The organism is Micromonospora sp. NPDC050417 (assembly GCF_044458865.1).
Lineage (GTDB): Bacteria > Actinomycetota > Actinomycetes > Mycobacteriales > Micromonosporaceae > Micromonospora_G.
Genome location: NZ_JBITIH010000002.1, coordinates 238,305 through 253,595 on the forward strand (window position 1 = coordinate 238,305; position 15,291 = coordinate 253,595).

The 15,291-nt window shown below is 70.5% G+C and carries 17 protein-coding genes and 1 pseudogene; 8 read left to right on the forward strand and 10 right to left on the reverse strand.

Annotated elements, in window-relative coordinates; genetic code table 11:
* The first annotated feature begins 24 nt into the window (after positions 1 to 24).
* Both ACIBF5_RS03670 and ACIBF5_RS03675 read left to right on the forward strand, forming a co-directional pair.
* Positions 25 to 279 carry a hypothetical protein gene (locus ACIBF5_RS03670; protein ID WP_396807750.1) on the forward strand — a complete coding sequence of 85 codons (255 nt, stop codon included), beginning with the start codon at positions 25 to 27 and terminating at the stop codon, positions 277 to 279.
* 129 nt (positions 280 to 408) lie between these two features.
* On the forward strand, positions 409 to 1,839 hold the full coding sequence (locus ACIBF5_RS03675; RefSeq protein WP_396807752.1) for an MFS transporter: 1,431 nt from the start codon (positions 409 to 411) through the stop codon (positions 1,837 to 1,839).
* 43 nt (positions 1,840 to 1,882) lie between these two features.
* On the opposite strand, the gene ACIBF5_RS03680 is transcribed toward ACIBF5_RS03675, so the two are convergent.
* Together ACIBF5_RS03680 and ACIBF5_RS03685 are read right to left on the reverse strand one after the other, a co-directional pair.
* Positions 1,883 to 2,452, reverse strand: a complete 570-nt coding sequence (locus ACIBF5_RS03680; protein WP_396807754.1) for a TetR/AcrR family transcriptional regulator — start codon at positions 2,450 to 2,452, stop codon at positions 1,883 to 1,885.
* The gene (locus ACIBF5_RS03685; protein WP_396807756.1) at positions 2,445 to 3,251 is read right to left on the reverse strand and encodes an alpha/beta fold hydrolase; all 807 of its coding nucleotides are present in this window, start codon (positions 3,249 to 3,251) and stop codon (positions 2,445 to 2,447) included. The genes ACIBF5_RS03680 and ACIBF5_RS03685 overlap by 8 nt, the downstream gene beginning before the upstream one ends.
* 153 nt (positions 3,252 to 3,404) lie before the next feature.
* Here ACIBF5_RS03685 and ACIBF5_RS03690 point away from each other — a divergent pair, with 153 nt between their 5' ends.
* The 3 genes from ACIBF5_RS03690 to ACIBF5_RS03700 all read left to right on the forward strand — a co-directional run bounded on the left by ACIBF5_RS03690 (position 3,405) and on the right by ACIBF5_RS03700 (position 5,075).
* Positions 3,405 to 4,187, forward strand: a complete 783-nt coding sequence (locus tag ACIBF5_RS03690) for an SDR family oxidoreductase (protein WP_396807758.1) — start codon at positions 3,405 to 3,407, stop codon at positions 4,185 to 4,187.
* Between the two features lie 37 nt (positions 4,188 to 4,224).
* Positions 4,225 to 4,434, forward strand: coding sequence for a hypothetical protein (locus ACIBF5_RS03695; RefSeq protein WP_396807760.1), 210 nt, complete (start codon positions 4,225 to 4,227; stop codon positions 4,432 to 4,434).
* Positions 4,435 to 4,523: 89 nt separating this feature from the next.
* Positions 4,524 to 5,075, forward strand: a complete 552-nt coding sequence (locus ACIBF5_RS03700; RefSeq protein WP_396807762.1) for a YbaK/EbsC family protein — start codon at positions 4,524 to 4,526, stop codon at positions 5,073 to 5,075.
* Between the two features lie 111 nt (positions 5,076 to 5,186).
* Here the strand turns inward: ACIBF5_RS03700 and ACIBF5_RS03705 are convergent, their stop codons facing one another.
* From ACIBF5_RS03705 to ACIBF5_RS03715, 3 genes are all read right to left on the reverse strand, one after another.
* Positions 5,187 to 5,819, reverse strand: a complete 633-nt coding sequence (locus tag ACIBF5_RS03705; RefSeq protein WP_396807764.1) for a DsbA family protein — start codon at positions 5,817 to 5,819, stop codon at positions 5,187 to 5,189.
* A 21-nt stretch (positions 5,820 to 5,840) separates the two neighbouring features.
* Complete coding sequence (locus ACIBF5_RS03710) at positions 5,841 to 6,272, reverse strand: SufE family protein (RefSeq protein WP_396808269.1); 432 nt, start codon at positions 6,270 to 6,272, stop codon at positions 5,841 to 5,843.
* 62 nt (positions 6,273 to 6,334) lie between these two features.
* Entirely contained in the window at positions 6,335 to 6,739 is a 405-nt protein-coding gene (locus ACIBF5_RS03715; protein ID WP_396807765.1) for a CBS domain-containing protein, read from the reverse strand.
* 145 nt (positions 6,740 to 6,884) lie between these two features.
* On the opposite strand from ACIBF5_RS03715, the gene ACIBF5_RS03720 reads away from it, so the two are divergent.
* Positions 6,885 to 7,496, forward strand: a complete 612-nt coding sequence (locus tag ACIBF5_RS03720; RefSeq protein WP_396807767.1) for a dTDP-4-dehydrorhamnose 3,5-epimerase family protein — start codon at positions 6,885 to 6,887, stop codon at positions 7,494 to 7,496.
* 121 nt (positions 7,497 to 7,617) lie between these two features.
* Here the strand turns inward: ACIBF5_RS03720 and ACIBF5_RS03725 are convergent, their stop codons facing one another.
* The gene (locus ACIBF5_RS03725) at positions 7,618 to 9,366 is read right to left on the reverse strand and encodes a proline--tRNA ligase (protein ID WP_396807769.1); all 1,749 of its coding nucleotides are present in this window, start codon (positions 9,364 to 9,366) and stop codon (positions 7,618 to 7,620) included.
* Between the two features lie 203 nt (positions 9,367 to 9,569).
* Between ACIBF5_RS03725 and ACIBF5_RS03730 the strand changes: the two genes are divergently transcribed.
* Positions 9,570 to 10,337 (forward strand): SGNH/GDSL hydrolase family protein, encoded by a 768-nt coding sequence (locus ACIBF5_RS03730; RefSeq protein WP_396807771.1) that lies wholly within the window; start codon positions 9,570 to 9,572, stop codon positions 10,335 to 10,337.
* A gap of 61 nt (positions 10,338 to 10,398) precedes the next feature.
* Here ACIBF5_RS03730 and ACIBF5_RS03735 read toward each other — a convergent pair.
* Positions 10,399 to 11,334: pseudogene (locus ACIBF5_RS03735) on the reverse strand (MFS transporter); the annotation flags it as partial.
* 110 nt (positions 11,335 to 11,444) lie between these two features.
* Between ACIBF5_RS03735 and ACIBF5_RS03740 the strand changes: the two are divergent.
* Positions 11,445 to 12,347: a sulfurtransferase gene (locus ACIBF5_RS03740; RefSeq protein WP_396807773.1), complete on the forward strand. Its 903-nt coding sequence runs from the start codon at positions 11,445 to 11,447 to the stop codon at positions 12,345 to 12,347.
* 34 nt (positions 12,348 to 12,381) lie between these two features.
* On the opposite strand, the gene ACIBF5_RS03745 is transcribed toward ACIBF5_RS03740, so the two are convergent.
* From ACIBF5_RS03745 to ACIBF5_RS03755, 3 genes are all read right to left on the reverse strand, one after another.
* Complete coding sequence (locus tag ACIBF5_RS03745; RefSeq protein WP_396807775.1) at positions 12,382 to 13,683, reverse strand: hypothetical protein; 1,302 nt, start codon at positions 13,681 to 13,683, stop codon at positions 12,382 to 12,384.
* A gap of 129 nt (positions 13,684 to 13,812) precedes the next feature.
* A complete protein-coding gene (locus tag ACIBF5_RS03750; RefSeq protein WP_396807777.1) occupies positions 13,813 to 14,319 on the reverse strand; it encodes a hypothetical protein in 507 nt (168 codons plus the stop codon).
* An 88-nt stretch (positions 14,320 to 14,407) separates the two neighbouring features.
* A complete protein-coding gene (locus ACIBF5_RS03755; RefSeq protein ID WP_396807779.1) occupies positions 14,408 to 15,208 on the reverse strand; it encodes an MFS transporter in 801 nt (266 codons plus the stop codon).
* Between the last annotated feature and the right edge of the window lie 83 nt (positions 15,209 to 15,291).

The window sequence follows — 15,291 nt, forward strand, 5'->3', positions numbered from 1 at the left end:
GAACCTCAGACCTGGGAGGCGAAGATGAACGTTGGCGCCCTGCACGACCCACGCAAGGTGGTCGAGTCGTACGCCGGCCGGATCCGGATCCCCGGTCTCGGCGACATCGCCGTACCGCCGACCGACAAGATCGCCTACTATGCCGGTCTCGGCCTGCTTGCCGTCCTACAGGTGATCGAGTGGCCGTTGGCACTGGCCATCACCGCCGGACACCTCATCGCCGACCAGCACTTCTCCGGACTGGCCAAAGGGCTAGGTGAGGCGTTGCAACAGGCGTAGCCGACCACCGGCGCTCCTCGCACCGCGCCTTGACCTCAACTCTGGTTCATGTCCCATGCTGGTGGCCTGAGATCGGTCGAGGCGACGGTCGGACCGGAGGGGGCGCCCACAGATGAACGAGTTCTCCCGGTGACCGCCGAACTCCTGGCCCCGCCCCCGCTGGCGGGTGGTCTGTTCGCCCGCCCGTTTCGGGCGCTGACCGTCGGCATGGTGTCGCTGATCTCGCTGCTGGCGTTCGAGGCGCTCGCGGTCGCCACCGCCATGCCCACCGTCGCGCAGGCGCTGGACGGGCTGTCGCTGTACGCGCTCGCCTTCGGCGGGCCGGCCGCCATCGGTGTGGTGACGATGGTCGTCGCCGGCCTGTGGAGCGACGCCCGGGGCCCCGCCGCCCCGGTACGACACGGTGTCGCCTGGTTCGTCGTCGGACTGGTCATCGCCGGCACCGCCCAGAGCATGGTGCAACTCGTGCTCGGGCGGGTCGTGCAGGGGCTCGGCTCCGGGCTGCTCATCGTCGCGCTCTACGTGGTGGTCGGCCGGGTGTACCCGGAGCGACTGCACCCGAGGGTCTTCGCCGCGTTCGCCGGGGCCTGGGTGGTGCCCTCGCTCGTTGGACCGGCGATCGCCGGTCTGATCGTGCAGTACGTCGGTTGGCGTTGGGTGTTTCTCGCCGTACCGCTGTTGGCGTTGCCGGCCGCGCTGCTGATCCGTCCGGGACTGCGCGGGGTCGGTCGTCCGGCGGAGTCGGCGGCGTCCGCTCCGGGGCAGTCGACTTCGACCGGGGTGGGGACGGCGGCCCCGAACCGGATCGCGCCCGGTTCGCTGCGCCGGGTGGCCTGGGCGTCCGGGGCTGCGGTGAGCGCGGCACTGCTGCATCTCGGTGGCCAGCGCACCGGTCTGCTCGCGATCGGGTTGGTGGTGGTGGCCCTCGGCGGCCTGGGTCTCTGCGTACCCCGGTTGTTGCCGACCGGGGTGCTCCGCGCCGCCCGTGGTCTGCCGACGGTGATCGCGTTGCGCGGCCTGGCGGCGGCGGCGTTCGTCGGTGCCGAGGTGTTCATTCCGCTGCTGCTCGCACGGGAGCGGCAACTCGCGCCCGCGCTGGCCGGCGCGGCGTTGGCGGCCGGTGCGGTCTCCTGGTCCTTCGGGTCGTGGCTGCAGGGGCGGATCCGGCCACCGGCGTCGCGTGCCACCCTGCCCCGGGCGGGACTGCTGCTGATGGCTGCCGGAATCGCCCTCGCCGGGCCGTTGATGCTGGCCCCGGCGGTGCCGGTGGTGCTGGGGATCGTCGCGTGGGCGGTGGCGGGGTTGGGGATCGGGATGGCCTACCCGTCGATGTCGGTGCTGACCCTGGAGCTTTCCGCGCCGCAGGAACAGGGGCGGAACAGTTCCGCCCTGCAACTGAGCGATTCGCTCTCCGGTGCCACGGTCCTGGCGTTCACCGGTGCGTTGCTCGCGGCGGCTGGGCAACCCGGTCCGGGGACCTACCTGGCCGGTTTCGCGGTCGCCACCGCCCTGGCGTTGGCCGGCGGCCTGATCTCCGGTCGGGTGAACGCCCGAGCCTGAATGCTGGCGGAACGTGTTGGCACTCCGCCAGGTGCGGCCCGCGTTACCGCTGCGGCCAGGTGCGGAATGCCCGGTCGAGTGCGTCGACCAGCAGTTCGTACGACCGGTCCAGGTCGCGGGGCAACCCGAAGCCGTGGGCTGCCTCCAGGGTGACGAACCCGTGTAGCGCGCTGCGCAGTGCCCGGGCCGCGTCGATCGCCCGGTCGCCGCTGAGGCCATACCCGGCGAGTACGGCGTAGATCACGCGTACCGCCCGTTCGGCGGCGGCGACGTGTGCGGGGTCGGCCGGGTCCGGGGCACGAAGGGTGGCCGCGTAGGTGCCCGGGTGGGTCTGTGCGTAGTCCCGGTACGCCCCGGCGAGCGCACGCATCGCCGCCTGCCCGGAGAGCCCGAGTGTGGCGTCGGTGCCTCGTACGGTGAATTCGTCCAGGGCTTGGATGGCGAGCTGTTGCGCGAGCCCGTCGAGCCCGCGTACGTGCTTGTAGAGGCTGGGCAGGGTGACGCCGAGCCGCTGGGCGACGGCGGCGAGGGTGAGCCGGTCCAGTCCGACCTCGTCGGCGACCCGACCTGCCTCGGTGACCACGATCGCGGGAGTGAGTCCGGCTCTAGGCACCGGCGGTCACCCGGTTCGCAAAGTTGATCAGCGCGGGGTTGACCTGTTCCGGGTATTCGGCCATCGGGTAGTGCCCGGAGCCCGCGACCAGGAGTAGTTCGCCGCGCAGCCGTTCGGCGACGTAACGGGCCTCGGCCGCCGGGTCGGGGTAGTCCGGGTCCTTCTCGCCCATCACCACGAGGGTGTTGGCCCGTACCTGGTCCAGTTGCCGATGCACCGGCTCGTGGCTGGTGTGGGTGGTCCGGACGAACGATTTCCAGTGGTCGCCCCGGCGCAGGCTCTCCGTCAACCGGTTCTGGTGTTCGGCCAGGTCCGTCGGGGGGCGTCCGGGGAAGAGCGTGCGGTGGTAGGTCCGCCAGGCGGCCGGGCCCCAGGGCCTGACCAGCAGGAGCCGCATGATCAGCCGCATCAGTGGGTTGATCTTCGGGTCGCGTACGAACGGGGCGATCAGCGCGATGCCGCTGACCTTGGCCGGTGCGGCGGCGGCGGCGAGGACCGCGGCGCTGCTACCCATCGAGTTGCCGACCAGGAGGGCCGGTCCGCCGAGCTGGTCGACGAGGGCGAGCGCGTCGCTGGCCAGGGCGTCGTCGTCGTACCGGTGGAAACCGTCGTCGCTGTCGCCGTGACCGCGCAGGTCCAGCACGGCGACCCGGTAGCCGGCCTCGACCAGGGCCGGCTCGGTGAAGCGGAATGACGAGCGGAGCTCACCCATACCGGGTAGGCAGATGACCAGGGGGCCTTCGCCGCGCACGGTGTAGGCGATCCGGCCCTCGCCTCGATCCAGGAAGTTAATCGTCATAACTAAAAAGTTAACCCCATTAGCCAAGACGAGCAACTGTGACACCCATCACCGTCACGTCCCTGTGTCTCGGCCCGTCCTACGACCGGACCCCGCCCCCGTCCTGTCCCTGTCCTGTCCCTGTTCCGTCCCTCGATCGGAAGAGAGCGCACGATGAGAGTCCTGGTCACCGGTGCCAGCGGAACCCTCGGCCGGAAGGTCGTGCCGAACCTGACGGCGGCGGGGCACGAGGTGCGCGGAATGAGTCGCCGGCCACGGCCGGGCGGCGACGGAGTCGAGTGGGTGGTGGCCGACCTCGGTGCCGGCACCGGCGTGGATCTCGCCGTGACCGGGGTGGACGCGGTGGTCCACCTCGCCTCCGCCACCCGGTCGCCCGACGCACGGGTCGACGTGGCCGGGACCCGCCGGTTGGTCACCGACGCCGCCGAGGCCGGGGTACGTCACCTGCTCTACGTCTCGATCGTCGGCATCGACGAGGTGCCCCTGCGGTACTACCGGCTCAAACTCGACGCGGAGCGGATCGTGACGACCGGCGACGTGCCGTGGAGCGTGCTGCGTGCCACCCAGTTTCCCCAGCTCCTCGACGGGATGCTGCGGGTCGCCGGGCGGCTCGGTCCGGTCTTTGGTGACCGGGCGCTGCTGGTGCAGCCGGTCGACCCCGGTGACGTCGCCGGTCGGATAGCGGACCGGCTGGTCGCCGGCCCGAGTCGGACCATCGAGGAGTACGGCGGACCGCAGGTGCTCCGGTACGACGAGGCGGTCGCCGCGTGGTCGATCGCGCGGGGTCGACGTCGTTCGCTGCTCTCGATCCGGGTTCCGGGCCGGTTCGGCCGGGCGGTCCGCGCCGGTGGGCTCACCACCACAGCCACACCCACGGGGAGCAGGACCTGGGCGGACTACCTCGCGGACACGTACGAGGGACCCGTCCGGAAATGAATGCTTCTCGCAGAATCTCTCGTCCTACCGTGAGGACATGCTTCAGATCGCTGCCGCAGTCCTGCTGTACGTCTGTGGATTCCCCTGCCTGTACGGCGTGATGCGCCTCGCCGTACGACACGGATTGCAGGACGTCGCCGAGACTCGCCAGGAGAACGCCGAGCAGGCCCGGCAGGAGGCTCTCGACCAGGCGCGCCTGGCGGAGCGCACCTTCGCCCGGGAGAACGCCTTCCTCACCGGAAGCTGATCGGCCCCCACGCCGTCGCCGACCGGTGTCGGTGCGTGCGGTGGGCAGGGGCGGTGCCGTCCGACCGGTGGTGCGAGGATCGAACCGTGATGGGGACCTTGCGAACGGAACCGGCCCGTACCCGCCTCGACCTGCTCGCGCCTGCGGTGCAGGCGGCCGTACGGGACTGGCCTGCGGACGCCCCGGTACCGGTGGACGACATCCTGGTGGCGCCGATCGACGCTACGCTCGCCGACACCGCCGCCTTCTGTGCCGCGTACGAGGTCGGGCTCGACGTCTCGGCGAACTGTGTGGTGGTGGCCGGCAAGCGGGAGGGCGTGACCCGGTACGCGGCCTGCATCATCCTCGCCACCACCAGGGCGGACGTCAACGGTGTGGTGCGCCGTCAGCTCGACGTACGCAAGGCGAGCTTCGCCCCGATGGACGAGGCGGTCGAGTTCACCGGCATGGAGTACGGCGGGATCACCCCGATCGGCCTGCCGGTCGAGTGGCCGATCCTGGTCGACGAGCGGGTGGTCGACACCAAGTACGTGATCGTCGGCTCCGGCGTACGGCACAGCAAGATCGCGGTGCCGGGGCGCGCCCTGGCTGGTCTGCCGAACGCGCGAGTGGTCACCGACCTGGCCCGGGTGGTGAGCTGAGCCGCCGCCTGTGAGCCGTCGTCGCGGCTGGCCGGCGCGGAGTGCCGCCAGCCGGACGATTGGTTCGAAGGAGATCAATACTGTTGCACGTGAAACATTCGAGCGCGCTGGTCAGGCCGAGGCTTCGAGGCGGGCCACCTCGGCCAGCGCCTGGATCAGGGTCTCGGTCTCCTGTGCGCCGACAACCGCGTACTTGCCCGCGAGCACGTAGGTCGGCACGCTGGTGACGCCCAGCGCGTGCGCCTCGGCCAGCTCCGCCCGTACCTCGGAGGTGCCGGCGTCCGAGTCGAGCCACTCCCGTACCTCGGTCTCGTCCAGACCGACCCCGGCGGCGAGCCCGGCGAGCGCGGACCGTGACCCGATGTCCGCGCCGTCGACGAAGTGGGCCCGCTGGAGGGCATCCATCATCGGGCTTCCGAACCCGCGCTGCTCGGCGAACCAGACCAGCCGGTGTGCCTCGAAGGTGTTCGCCGCGACCGCGCGGTCGTACCGGTAGTCCAGGCCGGTGGCGGCGACGACTCCGGTGACGTGGTCGACCATCTGGCGTGCCCGCTGCGGACCGCCGAACTTCGCACCCAGCGCCTCCATCATCGGCACCGGTTCCGGCACCGGTGACGGGTCGAGCTGGAACGGCCGCAGCCGGACCGTCACCTTGCCGTCGAAGGACTCCAACGCCTGTTCGAGCCGGCGCTTGCCGATGTAGCACCAGGGGCAGACGACATCCGCGTAGAGATCGATTTCCACGTCCCGTTGCAACGCCGGAGGTCAGCCGATCTGTTCCCGTACCTGCCGCTTGAGTCGGGCCAGGATCGCCGTGCCACCGCGTACGCGCAGCGGGCTGATCGCCTGCGCCAGGCCCATCCGCTGGTAGAGATCATCCGGTACGTCGAGCACCTCCTCGGCGCTCGCTCCGGCCAGCCCTTCGGCGAGGATGCCGGCGAACGCGCGGGTGGTCGGCGCCTCCGGTGGGCAGTCGAACCAGGTCTGCACCGTGCGCTCCGGGGTCACCTCGGCGCGTAGGAAGAAGGAGGTCTGGCACTCCGGCACCTGTTCCATGCCGGCGTGCCCGGCCAACTCGGCCGGCAGCGGCGGGACCGCGTCGGAGTATTCGAGCAGCATCTCCAGCACGAGATCACGTGGCGCGGAGGCGAACTCCTCGATGATCTCGTCGAGCTTCTTCGGTGGCATGCGCTCCAGGCTACTCACGCGTTAGGAGGGGGCCCTTGTACTACCGAAAGCGATAACAAGGGGCCCTTCCTTCACACGGTGGGGGTGGCTTCGGTGGGGGCGAGTTGTTGGGCCAGGTCGCCGAGGGAGATGATGCCGACCAGTTGGCGATCGACGTCACAGACCAGCATTCGGCGTACGGCACGTTCCCGCATCAGCCGGGCTGCCTCGGCAGCGGTCGAACTCTGCTCGATCATCACGATCTCCCGGGTCGCGATCTCGCCGAGTGTCGTTTTCGCCGGATCCCGGTGCTCGGCCACCGCCCGCACCACGATGTCCCGGTCGGTCACCATGCCGAAGAGGCTCTGCCCGTTGGTCACCACGATGTCGCCGATGTCGGCGTCGGCCATCGCACGCGCCGCCTCGTCGAGGGTGGTCTGTGCCGAGAGGTAGACGACCTGTCGGGTCATCAGGTCGGCGACCCGGTAGTTGGTCATGAGAGCCTCCGTGAATCGTGTTCGTCTATATCGGTGCGGTACCCCGTGCTCGGGTGGTCACACCCGGTTGAGATGCCTACCTCACCAGGTTGTCCGTGGCTGGTCGGTATCGTGTGCTGTTGCTGATCGCGTGAAAGGTGAACAGGTGAAAGCCACCGAGTTGTCGATCTCCGGCGCGTGGGAGTTCGTCCCCCAACAATTTCCCGACGGCCGTGGCAACTTCCTCGTCTGGTACGACGCCGCCGCGTTCACGGAGGCGCTGGGTTTTGAGTTGTCCGTCGCCCAGACCAACCACAGCGTCTCTCGGCGAGGTGTGGTCCGGGGCATCCACTGGGCCGACGTACCGCCCGGTCAGGGCAAGTACGTCTACTGCCCACAGGGCGCCCTGCTGGACATTGTGGTCGATCTGCGGGTGGGCTCGCCGACATTCGGCCAGCACGAGGTGGTCCGCCTGGACACGGTCGACTACCGGGCCCTCTACCTCTCCGAGGGGCTGGGGCACGGTTTCGTCGCACTGGAGGAGAACACCGTACTGAGCTACCTCTGCTCCGCCGGGTACGCGCCCGGCCGCGAGCGGATCGCGAACGTACGGGACGCGGAACTGGCGTTGCCGATCCCGGCCGACATCGACCCGATCCTCTCCGAGCGCGACGCCAACGGCCCCACTCTGGCCGAGTTGCGTGCCGAGGGTCTGCTCCCGTCGTACGACGACTGCCTGCGCCACTACGAGTCGCTCCGCGCCGGCCACCGGGGTTAGGACTTCACCCCACCCCGGCTCGTGCCGTCCTGACCCGCCTGGTCAGTCTCCGGCGGCCCCGCCAACCGGCGGAGCCGCCGGCGACAGCGGTCCGCCGGCCCGGCCAGGTGGACTGCCCCGGTCAGGTGGACTGCCCGGTGAGGTGGGCGACGACCTCGGTCAGTGGCAGCTCGACCCGTTCGTCGCTGACCCGGTCGCGCAGTTCGACGTACCCGTCGACCAGCCGGCGCCCGACCACCACACTGCGCGGAATGCCGATCAGATCCGCGTCGGCGAACTTCACCCCGGCCGAGACCTGCGACCGGTCGTCGACCAGCACCCGCAGGCCCGCGCGGGCCAGATCCTCGCCGAGTGCGAGCGCCGCCTCCACCGGGGCGCCCTTGCCGGCCGCGACCAGGTGTACGTCGGCGGGCGCGATCGACGCCGGCCAGGCGAGTCCCCGCTCGTCGTGATGCTGCTCGGCGATTGCCGCGACCGCGCGGGACACCCCGATGCCGTAACAGCCCATGATCGGCCGCACCGGCTTGCCGGCCGGGCCGAGTACGTCCACCGCGAACGCGTCGGTGAACCGCCGTCCGAGCTGGAAGATGTGCCCGATCTCGATGCCCCGGCGGATGGTGAGGTTGCCCGAACGGCAGGCCGGACAGGGGTCGCCGGCCCGTACCTCGGCCGCCTCGATCGTGCCGTCGGGCGTGAAGTCCCGGCCGCTGACCACGTTGACCGCGTGCCGGCCCGACTCGTTCGCGCCGGTCAGCCAGGCGGTGCCGGTGACCACCCGGGGGTCGACCAGGTAGCGGATGCCGAGCTTCGCCAGCACCTGCGGCCCGATGTACCCACGGACCAGGTCGGGCCGTTCGGCGAAGCCGTCGAAGAGCGCGACGGTGTTCGGGTAGAGCGCCACCTCGACCCGCTTCAGGTCCACCTCCCGGTCACCCGGTATACCGATGACCAGCAACTCCGGCTCGGCCAGCCCGACCCGGCGTACCGAGAGCACCACGTTCTTCAACGTGTCGGCGGCGGTCCAGTCGTCCCGGCCCCCCAACCGGCGCGCGTTCGCGATTTCGACCAGCGCCTCGATGGTCGGGGTGTCCGGGGTGTCGTACGCCTGGGCGGCGGGATGCGCGTCCGGGTCACGGGCGGGTGGCGCCGGTGTGGTCACCGCCTCGGTGTTGGCCGCGTAGTGGCAGGCGGTGCAGCCGACGAAGGTGTCCTCGCCGACCGGGGTCGCGGCCAGGAACTCCTCCGACGCCGATCCGCCCATCGCCCCCGAGGAGGCGGCGACGATCGTGTAGTCCAGCCCGAGCCGGTCGAAGATCCGCTGGTACGCCATCCGGTGCTGGTCGTACGCCGCCTGGAGCCCGGCCTGGTCCAGGTCGAACGAGTAGGCGTCCTTCATCAGGAACTCCCGCCCACGCAGCAACCCGGCCCGGGGTCGTGCCTCGTCGCGGAACTTCGTCTGCACCTGATAGAGGATCACGGGGAAGTCCCGGTACGAGCTGAACAGATCCTTCACCAGCAGCGCGGCCATCTCCTCGTGGGTCGGCGCGAGCAGGTGTTCGGCACCGCGCCGGTCGGCGAGGGTGAAGATGTCATCGCCGTACTCGGTCCATCGGCCGCTCGACTCGTACGGTTCCCGTGGCAGCAGGGCGGGGAAGTGCACCTCCTGGCCACCGATCGCGGCCATCTCGTCCCGGACCACCTGCGCCACCCGGTCCAGCACCAGTTTGCCCAGCGGCAGCCAGGTGTAGCCGCCCGGTGCGGCCCGCCGGATGTAGCCGGCCCGAACCAGTAGCCGGTGGCTCGGCACCTCCGCGTCCGCTGGGTCCTCGCGCAGCGTACGAAGGAACAGCGTGGACATCCGAAGCAGCATCCAGGCAGCCTGGCACGCCACCAAGCCGGCGTCCAAGCATTTCGGGCGGGGCGGGACCGGCAACCCGTGCCAGCGGAAAAGTGACGGTATCGACGGCGGATGTCAGGGTCGCCACTTTCGGCGTACCCGGCGGTAACCTAGCCTGCCGAAGTGTAAGACTCCGCGAGGACCTGTTGGCGGGCCACGGATTCAGGAGGGCGCGGATGCGCTGGCGCAGTTTCGTGGCGGTGGGGGACAGCTTCACCGAGGGCATGGACGACTCGTATCCGGACGGGACGTACCGGGGCTGGGCGGACCTGGTCGCCGCCCGGTTGGCCGTCGAGGCCGGGCCGGACTTCGGGTACGCGAACCTCGCCATCCGTGGCCGCCTCTTCCCCAGTGTGGTGGCCGAACAGGTGCCCGCCGCCCTTGCCATGCGCCCCGATCTGATCAGTTTCGCGGCCGGCGGCAACGACGTGCTGCGCCGCAACTTCGACGCGGAGGGGCTGACCAGCCGTTTCGACCAGGTCATCCGGGACTTCCGGGAGGCCGGGGCGGATGTGCTGGTGTTCCGGTTCGCCGACGTGATGTCCCGGCTGCCGGGCCAGCGGATGATGGCGCCCCGGGTGGCGTTGCTCAACCAGGCCGTCGGGGAGACCGCGCAGCGGTACGGCGCGAAACTGGTCGACCTCTTCGCCGACGACGTGTTCCTGCACCCCGAACTCTGGAGCGAGGACCGGTTACACCTCTCCGCGGCCGGTCACCGGCGGGTGGCCGGGCACGTACTGGCCGCGCTCGGGCTCGCCCCCGACGAGCAGTGGCTGGTCGTACCGCCGGTGCCGGCGCCGACGCCGTGGCTCGCCGCGCGCGGCGCGGATCTGCGTTGGGCGGGGCAGCACCTGGCCCCCTGGATCAAGCGTCGTCTCACCGGCCGCTCCTCCGGTGACACCGTCACCGCCAAGCGCCCCGTCCTGAGCCCCTTCGACAAGTAAGGAAGGGCCCCTTGTTATCGCTTTCTGTATAGCAAGGGGCCCCTCTTAACAACGGGGTAGGTCAGTCCACCGGCGCTGTCTGCCGGAGCGGGCTCCAGGCAGCGGCGGCGATCAGAGTCATCACGCTCGCGGCGATCCAGAACGGCGTGGTCAGACCCCAGGTCCGGGCCAGTACGCCACCGAGGAGCGAGCCGAGCGCCGCCCCACCGAGATCCAGCAGCGCGTACACGCTGCCGACCCGGCCGAGCAGGTTCTGCGGTACGACCCGCTGTCGCAGGGTGACCACGATGACGCCCCAGACCATGGTGTGGATCCCGAAGACGATCAGGATCCCGGCGGCGACCAGCGGTGTCGTGGTCACCGCGAGCGTCACGTGGGTGACGACCTCGATGACGAGTCCGGCGCGAAGCAGGGTGCTGGCGCCGAGGACCGCCTGCAGGCGGGGCGCGAGGACGGTACCGAGCAGCCCGCCGATGGCGAACGTGGTCAACAGGAAGCCGTAGCCGACGTCCGACAGGCCCAGACGCTGTCGGGTGTAGAGGACGAAGACCGCGAACGCGGCGCAGAACGCCACGTTGCCCACCCCCATGCTGACCGCGAGGGTACGCAGCAGCCGGTGTCGCCAGAGCCAGCGGAGACCTTCGCCGATCTCCGCGTGCAGGCTCGTACGTCGTGCCGACGGAGGTGCCGGGACCGGCCGGATCGTCGTCACCAGTGCGGCGGCCACGGCGAAGGTGAGCGCGTTGACGCCGAACGGTGCGGCGGCGGCGATCACGAACAGCCACGCCCCCAGCGGTTTGGCCACGAACTGGTTCGCGATGGTGAAGGTGGCCATCAATCGGGCGTTGGCGGTGGCGAGCCGTTCCGGTGCCACGATGGCGGGTAGGAACGCCCCGGACGCGGTGTCGGCCAGCGTCTCGCCGGTGCCGAGCAGGAAGAACACGGCGTAGACCAGCGCCACCGTGACCGTGTCGGTGGCGACGGTCAGGGTGAGTGCCGGGTGGCATGTTGTGACGCCTGGCGGCGGTCACCTCTCCTTCGCCGGAGTGATCCAGCACCCATCGGTTCTCCACCTGATCGCCGCCACGCTGGCGTACGTTGGGCAGCATGTCCGTACCGAGTGATCCCACGCCTGCCCTACAGGCGTACGCCGACCCGCAGCGCCTGGTCACCACCGAGTGGCTGGCCGAGAACCTGGGCACCGAAGGTCTCGTGGTGATCGAGTCCGACGAGGATGTGCTGCTCTACGAGACCGGTCACATTCCCGGTGCGATCAAAGTCGACTGGCACCTGGAACTGAACGACCAGGTCACCCGGGACTACCTCGACGCCACGGCATTCGCCGAGCTCTGTGCTGCCAAGGGCATCGGCCGGGACGACACGATCGTCTTCTACGGCGACAACTTCAACTGGTGGGCGGCGTACGCCCTCTGGGTTTTCTCGCTCTTCGGCCACAATGACGTCCGGCTGCTCAACGGCGGCCGGCAGAAGTGGGTTGAGGAGGGTCGGGAACTGACCCGGGACAAGGTCGAGCGCCCCCGTGCCACCTACCCGGTGCCGCAGCGCGACGACAGCCAGATCCGTGCGTACCGGGACCAGGTAGCGGCGCACATCGCCAGCGGTCGGCCGTTGGTCGACGTCCGCTCGCCGGGCGAGTACAGCGGGGCACTGTTGCACATGCCCGACTACCCGCAGGAGGGGGCGATGCGCGGCGGCCACATCCCCGGTGCGGTGAACAAGCCGTGGAAGTCGGCCGCGAACGAGGACGGCACCTTCAAGCGTCCCGACGAACTCCGGGCGATCTACGCCGACGGGCTCGGGCTCTCCACCGCGGACGACATCATCGCGTACTGCCGGATCGGTGAGCGCTCCAGCCACACCTGGTTTGTCCTGCACCACCTGCTCGGCTATCCGCAGGTGCGCAACTACGACGGCTCGTGGACCGAATGGGGCAACCTGGTCCGGGCTCCTGTCGTCCAGGGCGACCAGCCCGGCGGGCTGGCCGGCTGACCCATCCGACCACTGGCAGGTCGCCGCGCGGCGCTCACGTCCGCGCGGCGACCTGCCGCAACGTTTCCAATCCGGGTACGGCGATCCGCCAACCCAGGGTGCCGGTGCCCAGGTCGAGGCAGACCAGCGCGTTCTCCTGGCCGACGTAGCAACGTTTCCGGTCGGCGCTGGTGGCGATGCCGCGTACGGCGGTCGGCATGGTCCGGCGTACGGGTTCCGCACCGGTCAACGGCACGCTGATCAGCTCGCGTCCGGCGCCGATGAGCAGCACTCCGTCCGTACCGATGGAGGCGGCGGCGGAACCGACCGGCCCGCTCGGCGGGGTGAACCGGACGGTCCGCCCCGCGCTCAACTCGTTCGAGCCGATGACCGCGACCGTGCCGCTGCTCGCGTCGACGACGTAGACCTGTGCCGCGCTGGGGTCGACCGCGATCGCGTGGGCGGCGGCCGGTCCCTCACCGAACGGGGACGGCAGGTCGACGCAGAACGCCCACCGGTCGGTCAGGTTCAGGGTGTGGACGAACGCGTGCACGTGCGGGGCGTCCGGGCGAGCACCGGCGATCAGGTCCCGGGTGTGCTCATGATCCGGCTGGTGGGTGTAGAGGGTGAACAGTTGCCGGGTGAGGCTGTCGTACACCGCCTGCCGGCCCTCACCTCGCATCTCCTCCTCGGCGCCCGGTGGTACGGCCGACTTCAGCCGGGTGACGAGGGGTTGCAGTTCACCGGTGGCGAGGTCCACGACCCGTACCCGGTAGCGGTCCGGGGCCATCGGCGGCAGGTAGTCGAGGACGAAGAGCGCCTCACCGGTGGTGTCGAACGCCTCCGGCTCCAGGTTGCCGGGCAGTTCCACCCGGTTGCGCTGACCCGCGCTGCCGGCGACCACGATCGTGGTCTGTCCCCGCCGACCCGGCCGGTACGGGTTCGCGCCGGGCTCGGCGGGCGTCGCGAGCGCCACCAGTGAACCCTCCGGGTTGGTGGCCCGTGCGGCGAGCCGGCCCGTGAGCAGGCCACCGCTGACGGAGGTGCCGTCGGCGAGCCGGTGGTTGGTGACCCGGGTGCCGGTGCCGTCGGCTTCGGTGCGGACGAGGCGGGTGCCGTCGCCGCTGAGCACCGCCTCCGACGGGGTGACCACCGTCTGCCCGGTGGTCGCGTCGAACACCGCCAGTCTGCCCGCCGCCATCTCCACGACCAGGGCTTCTCCCGGAGCCGGCCCACCCCGCGCCGATGGTCGCGTCGCGTTCTCACGGCACCCGCCGCTGGTCGCGACCATTGCACCGCCCGCCGCACCGGCCGCGATTCCGCCGGCCAGCCGCAGCACCGTACGCCTTGTCGTCATGCCGGGTAGAGGCGTGACGGCGTAGCCGGGTTCCTGTCGGCAGGGCGGCTTTTTGGGAGTTCTGGCGACATCTTTGTGCTGGCGCGGCCCTTGCCGTACTCCCCGGATCCTCTGGTGCGGGAAGCCGCCTCAGGGACGCTGCGCCAGGTCGCGGGAGAGGTGGGACCGTCGGAGCCCGAAGGCGCGTAGCCGCCGCAGATCGGCCCGGCGGTCGTAGCTGAGCTGGAGGTGGAAGTAGTTGACGTGCTCCAGCACCGCGAAGAGCGCGTAGCCCAGCCCGGGCCAGGAGGCGAGTCCCGGGTTGTCGACCGCGCCGTACGCGGTGATCGCGACACCGATCGCCAACAGGGGCAGGTTCACGACCCGGAGCAGCCGGAAGATCCGGGCACCGGGAAGTTCGCGCCGCCGGCTGTCGACCTGGCGGTGTTTCGCCAGCCAGTAGCCGGCACCCTCAAGTAGCAGCAGTGTGAAGAGCAGGTATCCCGCCACGTTGGCGAGCGTGACCGGGGCACCGATCACGCCGATCCAGATGATCGGGTGCAGCGGGATGTTGAACAACTCGCCGGCAGCGAGCGACCGAAGTCGCCGTCGAACCGGTCTGCTCGCGACGGCTGCGGAACGAGAGGTTGTCTGCACGCTCCGCATTCTGCACGTCGGTGATCAATCTGTGGGGGCACGAACGGTCCTGCTCCCGTGGACGGGGACCGTTAGGAGCGGAATCCGGTTATCGAAACCGGCAGAGCACCCGCGAGGCGGCGACGGTGACGACGGCGAAGACCACCGCAGCCGCGTACCCGACCGGCTGCAGCCCGTACGCGTTCGCGGTGAGGCCGGCGAGTGCGGCCCCGACCGGGGCGGCGACCAGGCCCACCACCCGCTGAGCGCTGCCGACCCGGCCGAGCAGTTCGGTGGGTACGTTCCGCTGCCCGTACGAGGACCAGAGCGCGTTCCATGTCGCCGATCCGGCGGAGAAGACGGCGAGGGCGATCCCGCCCGGCACAGGGTGCCGGGACACCGCCAGCGTCACCAGCGCCAGGGTCTGTACGACCAGCACCCGGCGCAACCCGGTGCGGGTGCCGACCCGTCCCGCGATCCGTCCCGCGCCGAGCGCGCCGGCCAGTCCGCCGAGCATCGCCGATGCCATGAAGACGCCGTAGCCGGCCTCGGGCACCCGCAGCACGTCCAGTGCGTAGAGCACGATGACCGCGATCAGACCGCTGATCGCGAGGTTGCTGGCGGCGGTGAGCAGGGTGATCCGGAGCAGGACCGGGTCCCGCCGGATCCAGCGCAGCCCGTCGCCGGCCGCCCGCCAGATCGGCCGTCGATCGTGGACGGTGACGGGCGCGGCGCGCCCCGCCGGTCGGGCCGACGGCAGAGTCAGGGCGAGCAGAGCGGCGACCCCGAACGTGGCGGCGTCGACCGCGAACGGCAACGCCGCGTTCGTCGCGAAGAGCAGGCCCGCGACCGGGGCACCGACGAATCCGCCGGTCACGGCCGTACCGGCGGCGATCCGGCCGTTCGCCACCGGTAGCAGCGCGGACCTGGAATCAGGGCGGCGGAGTGTCGGTGATCACCGGTACGGTGGGGCGCCTGTACCGGACTGGGGAG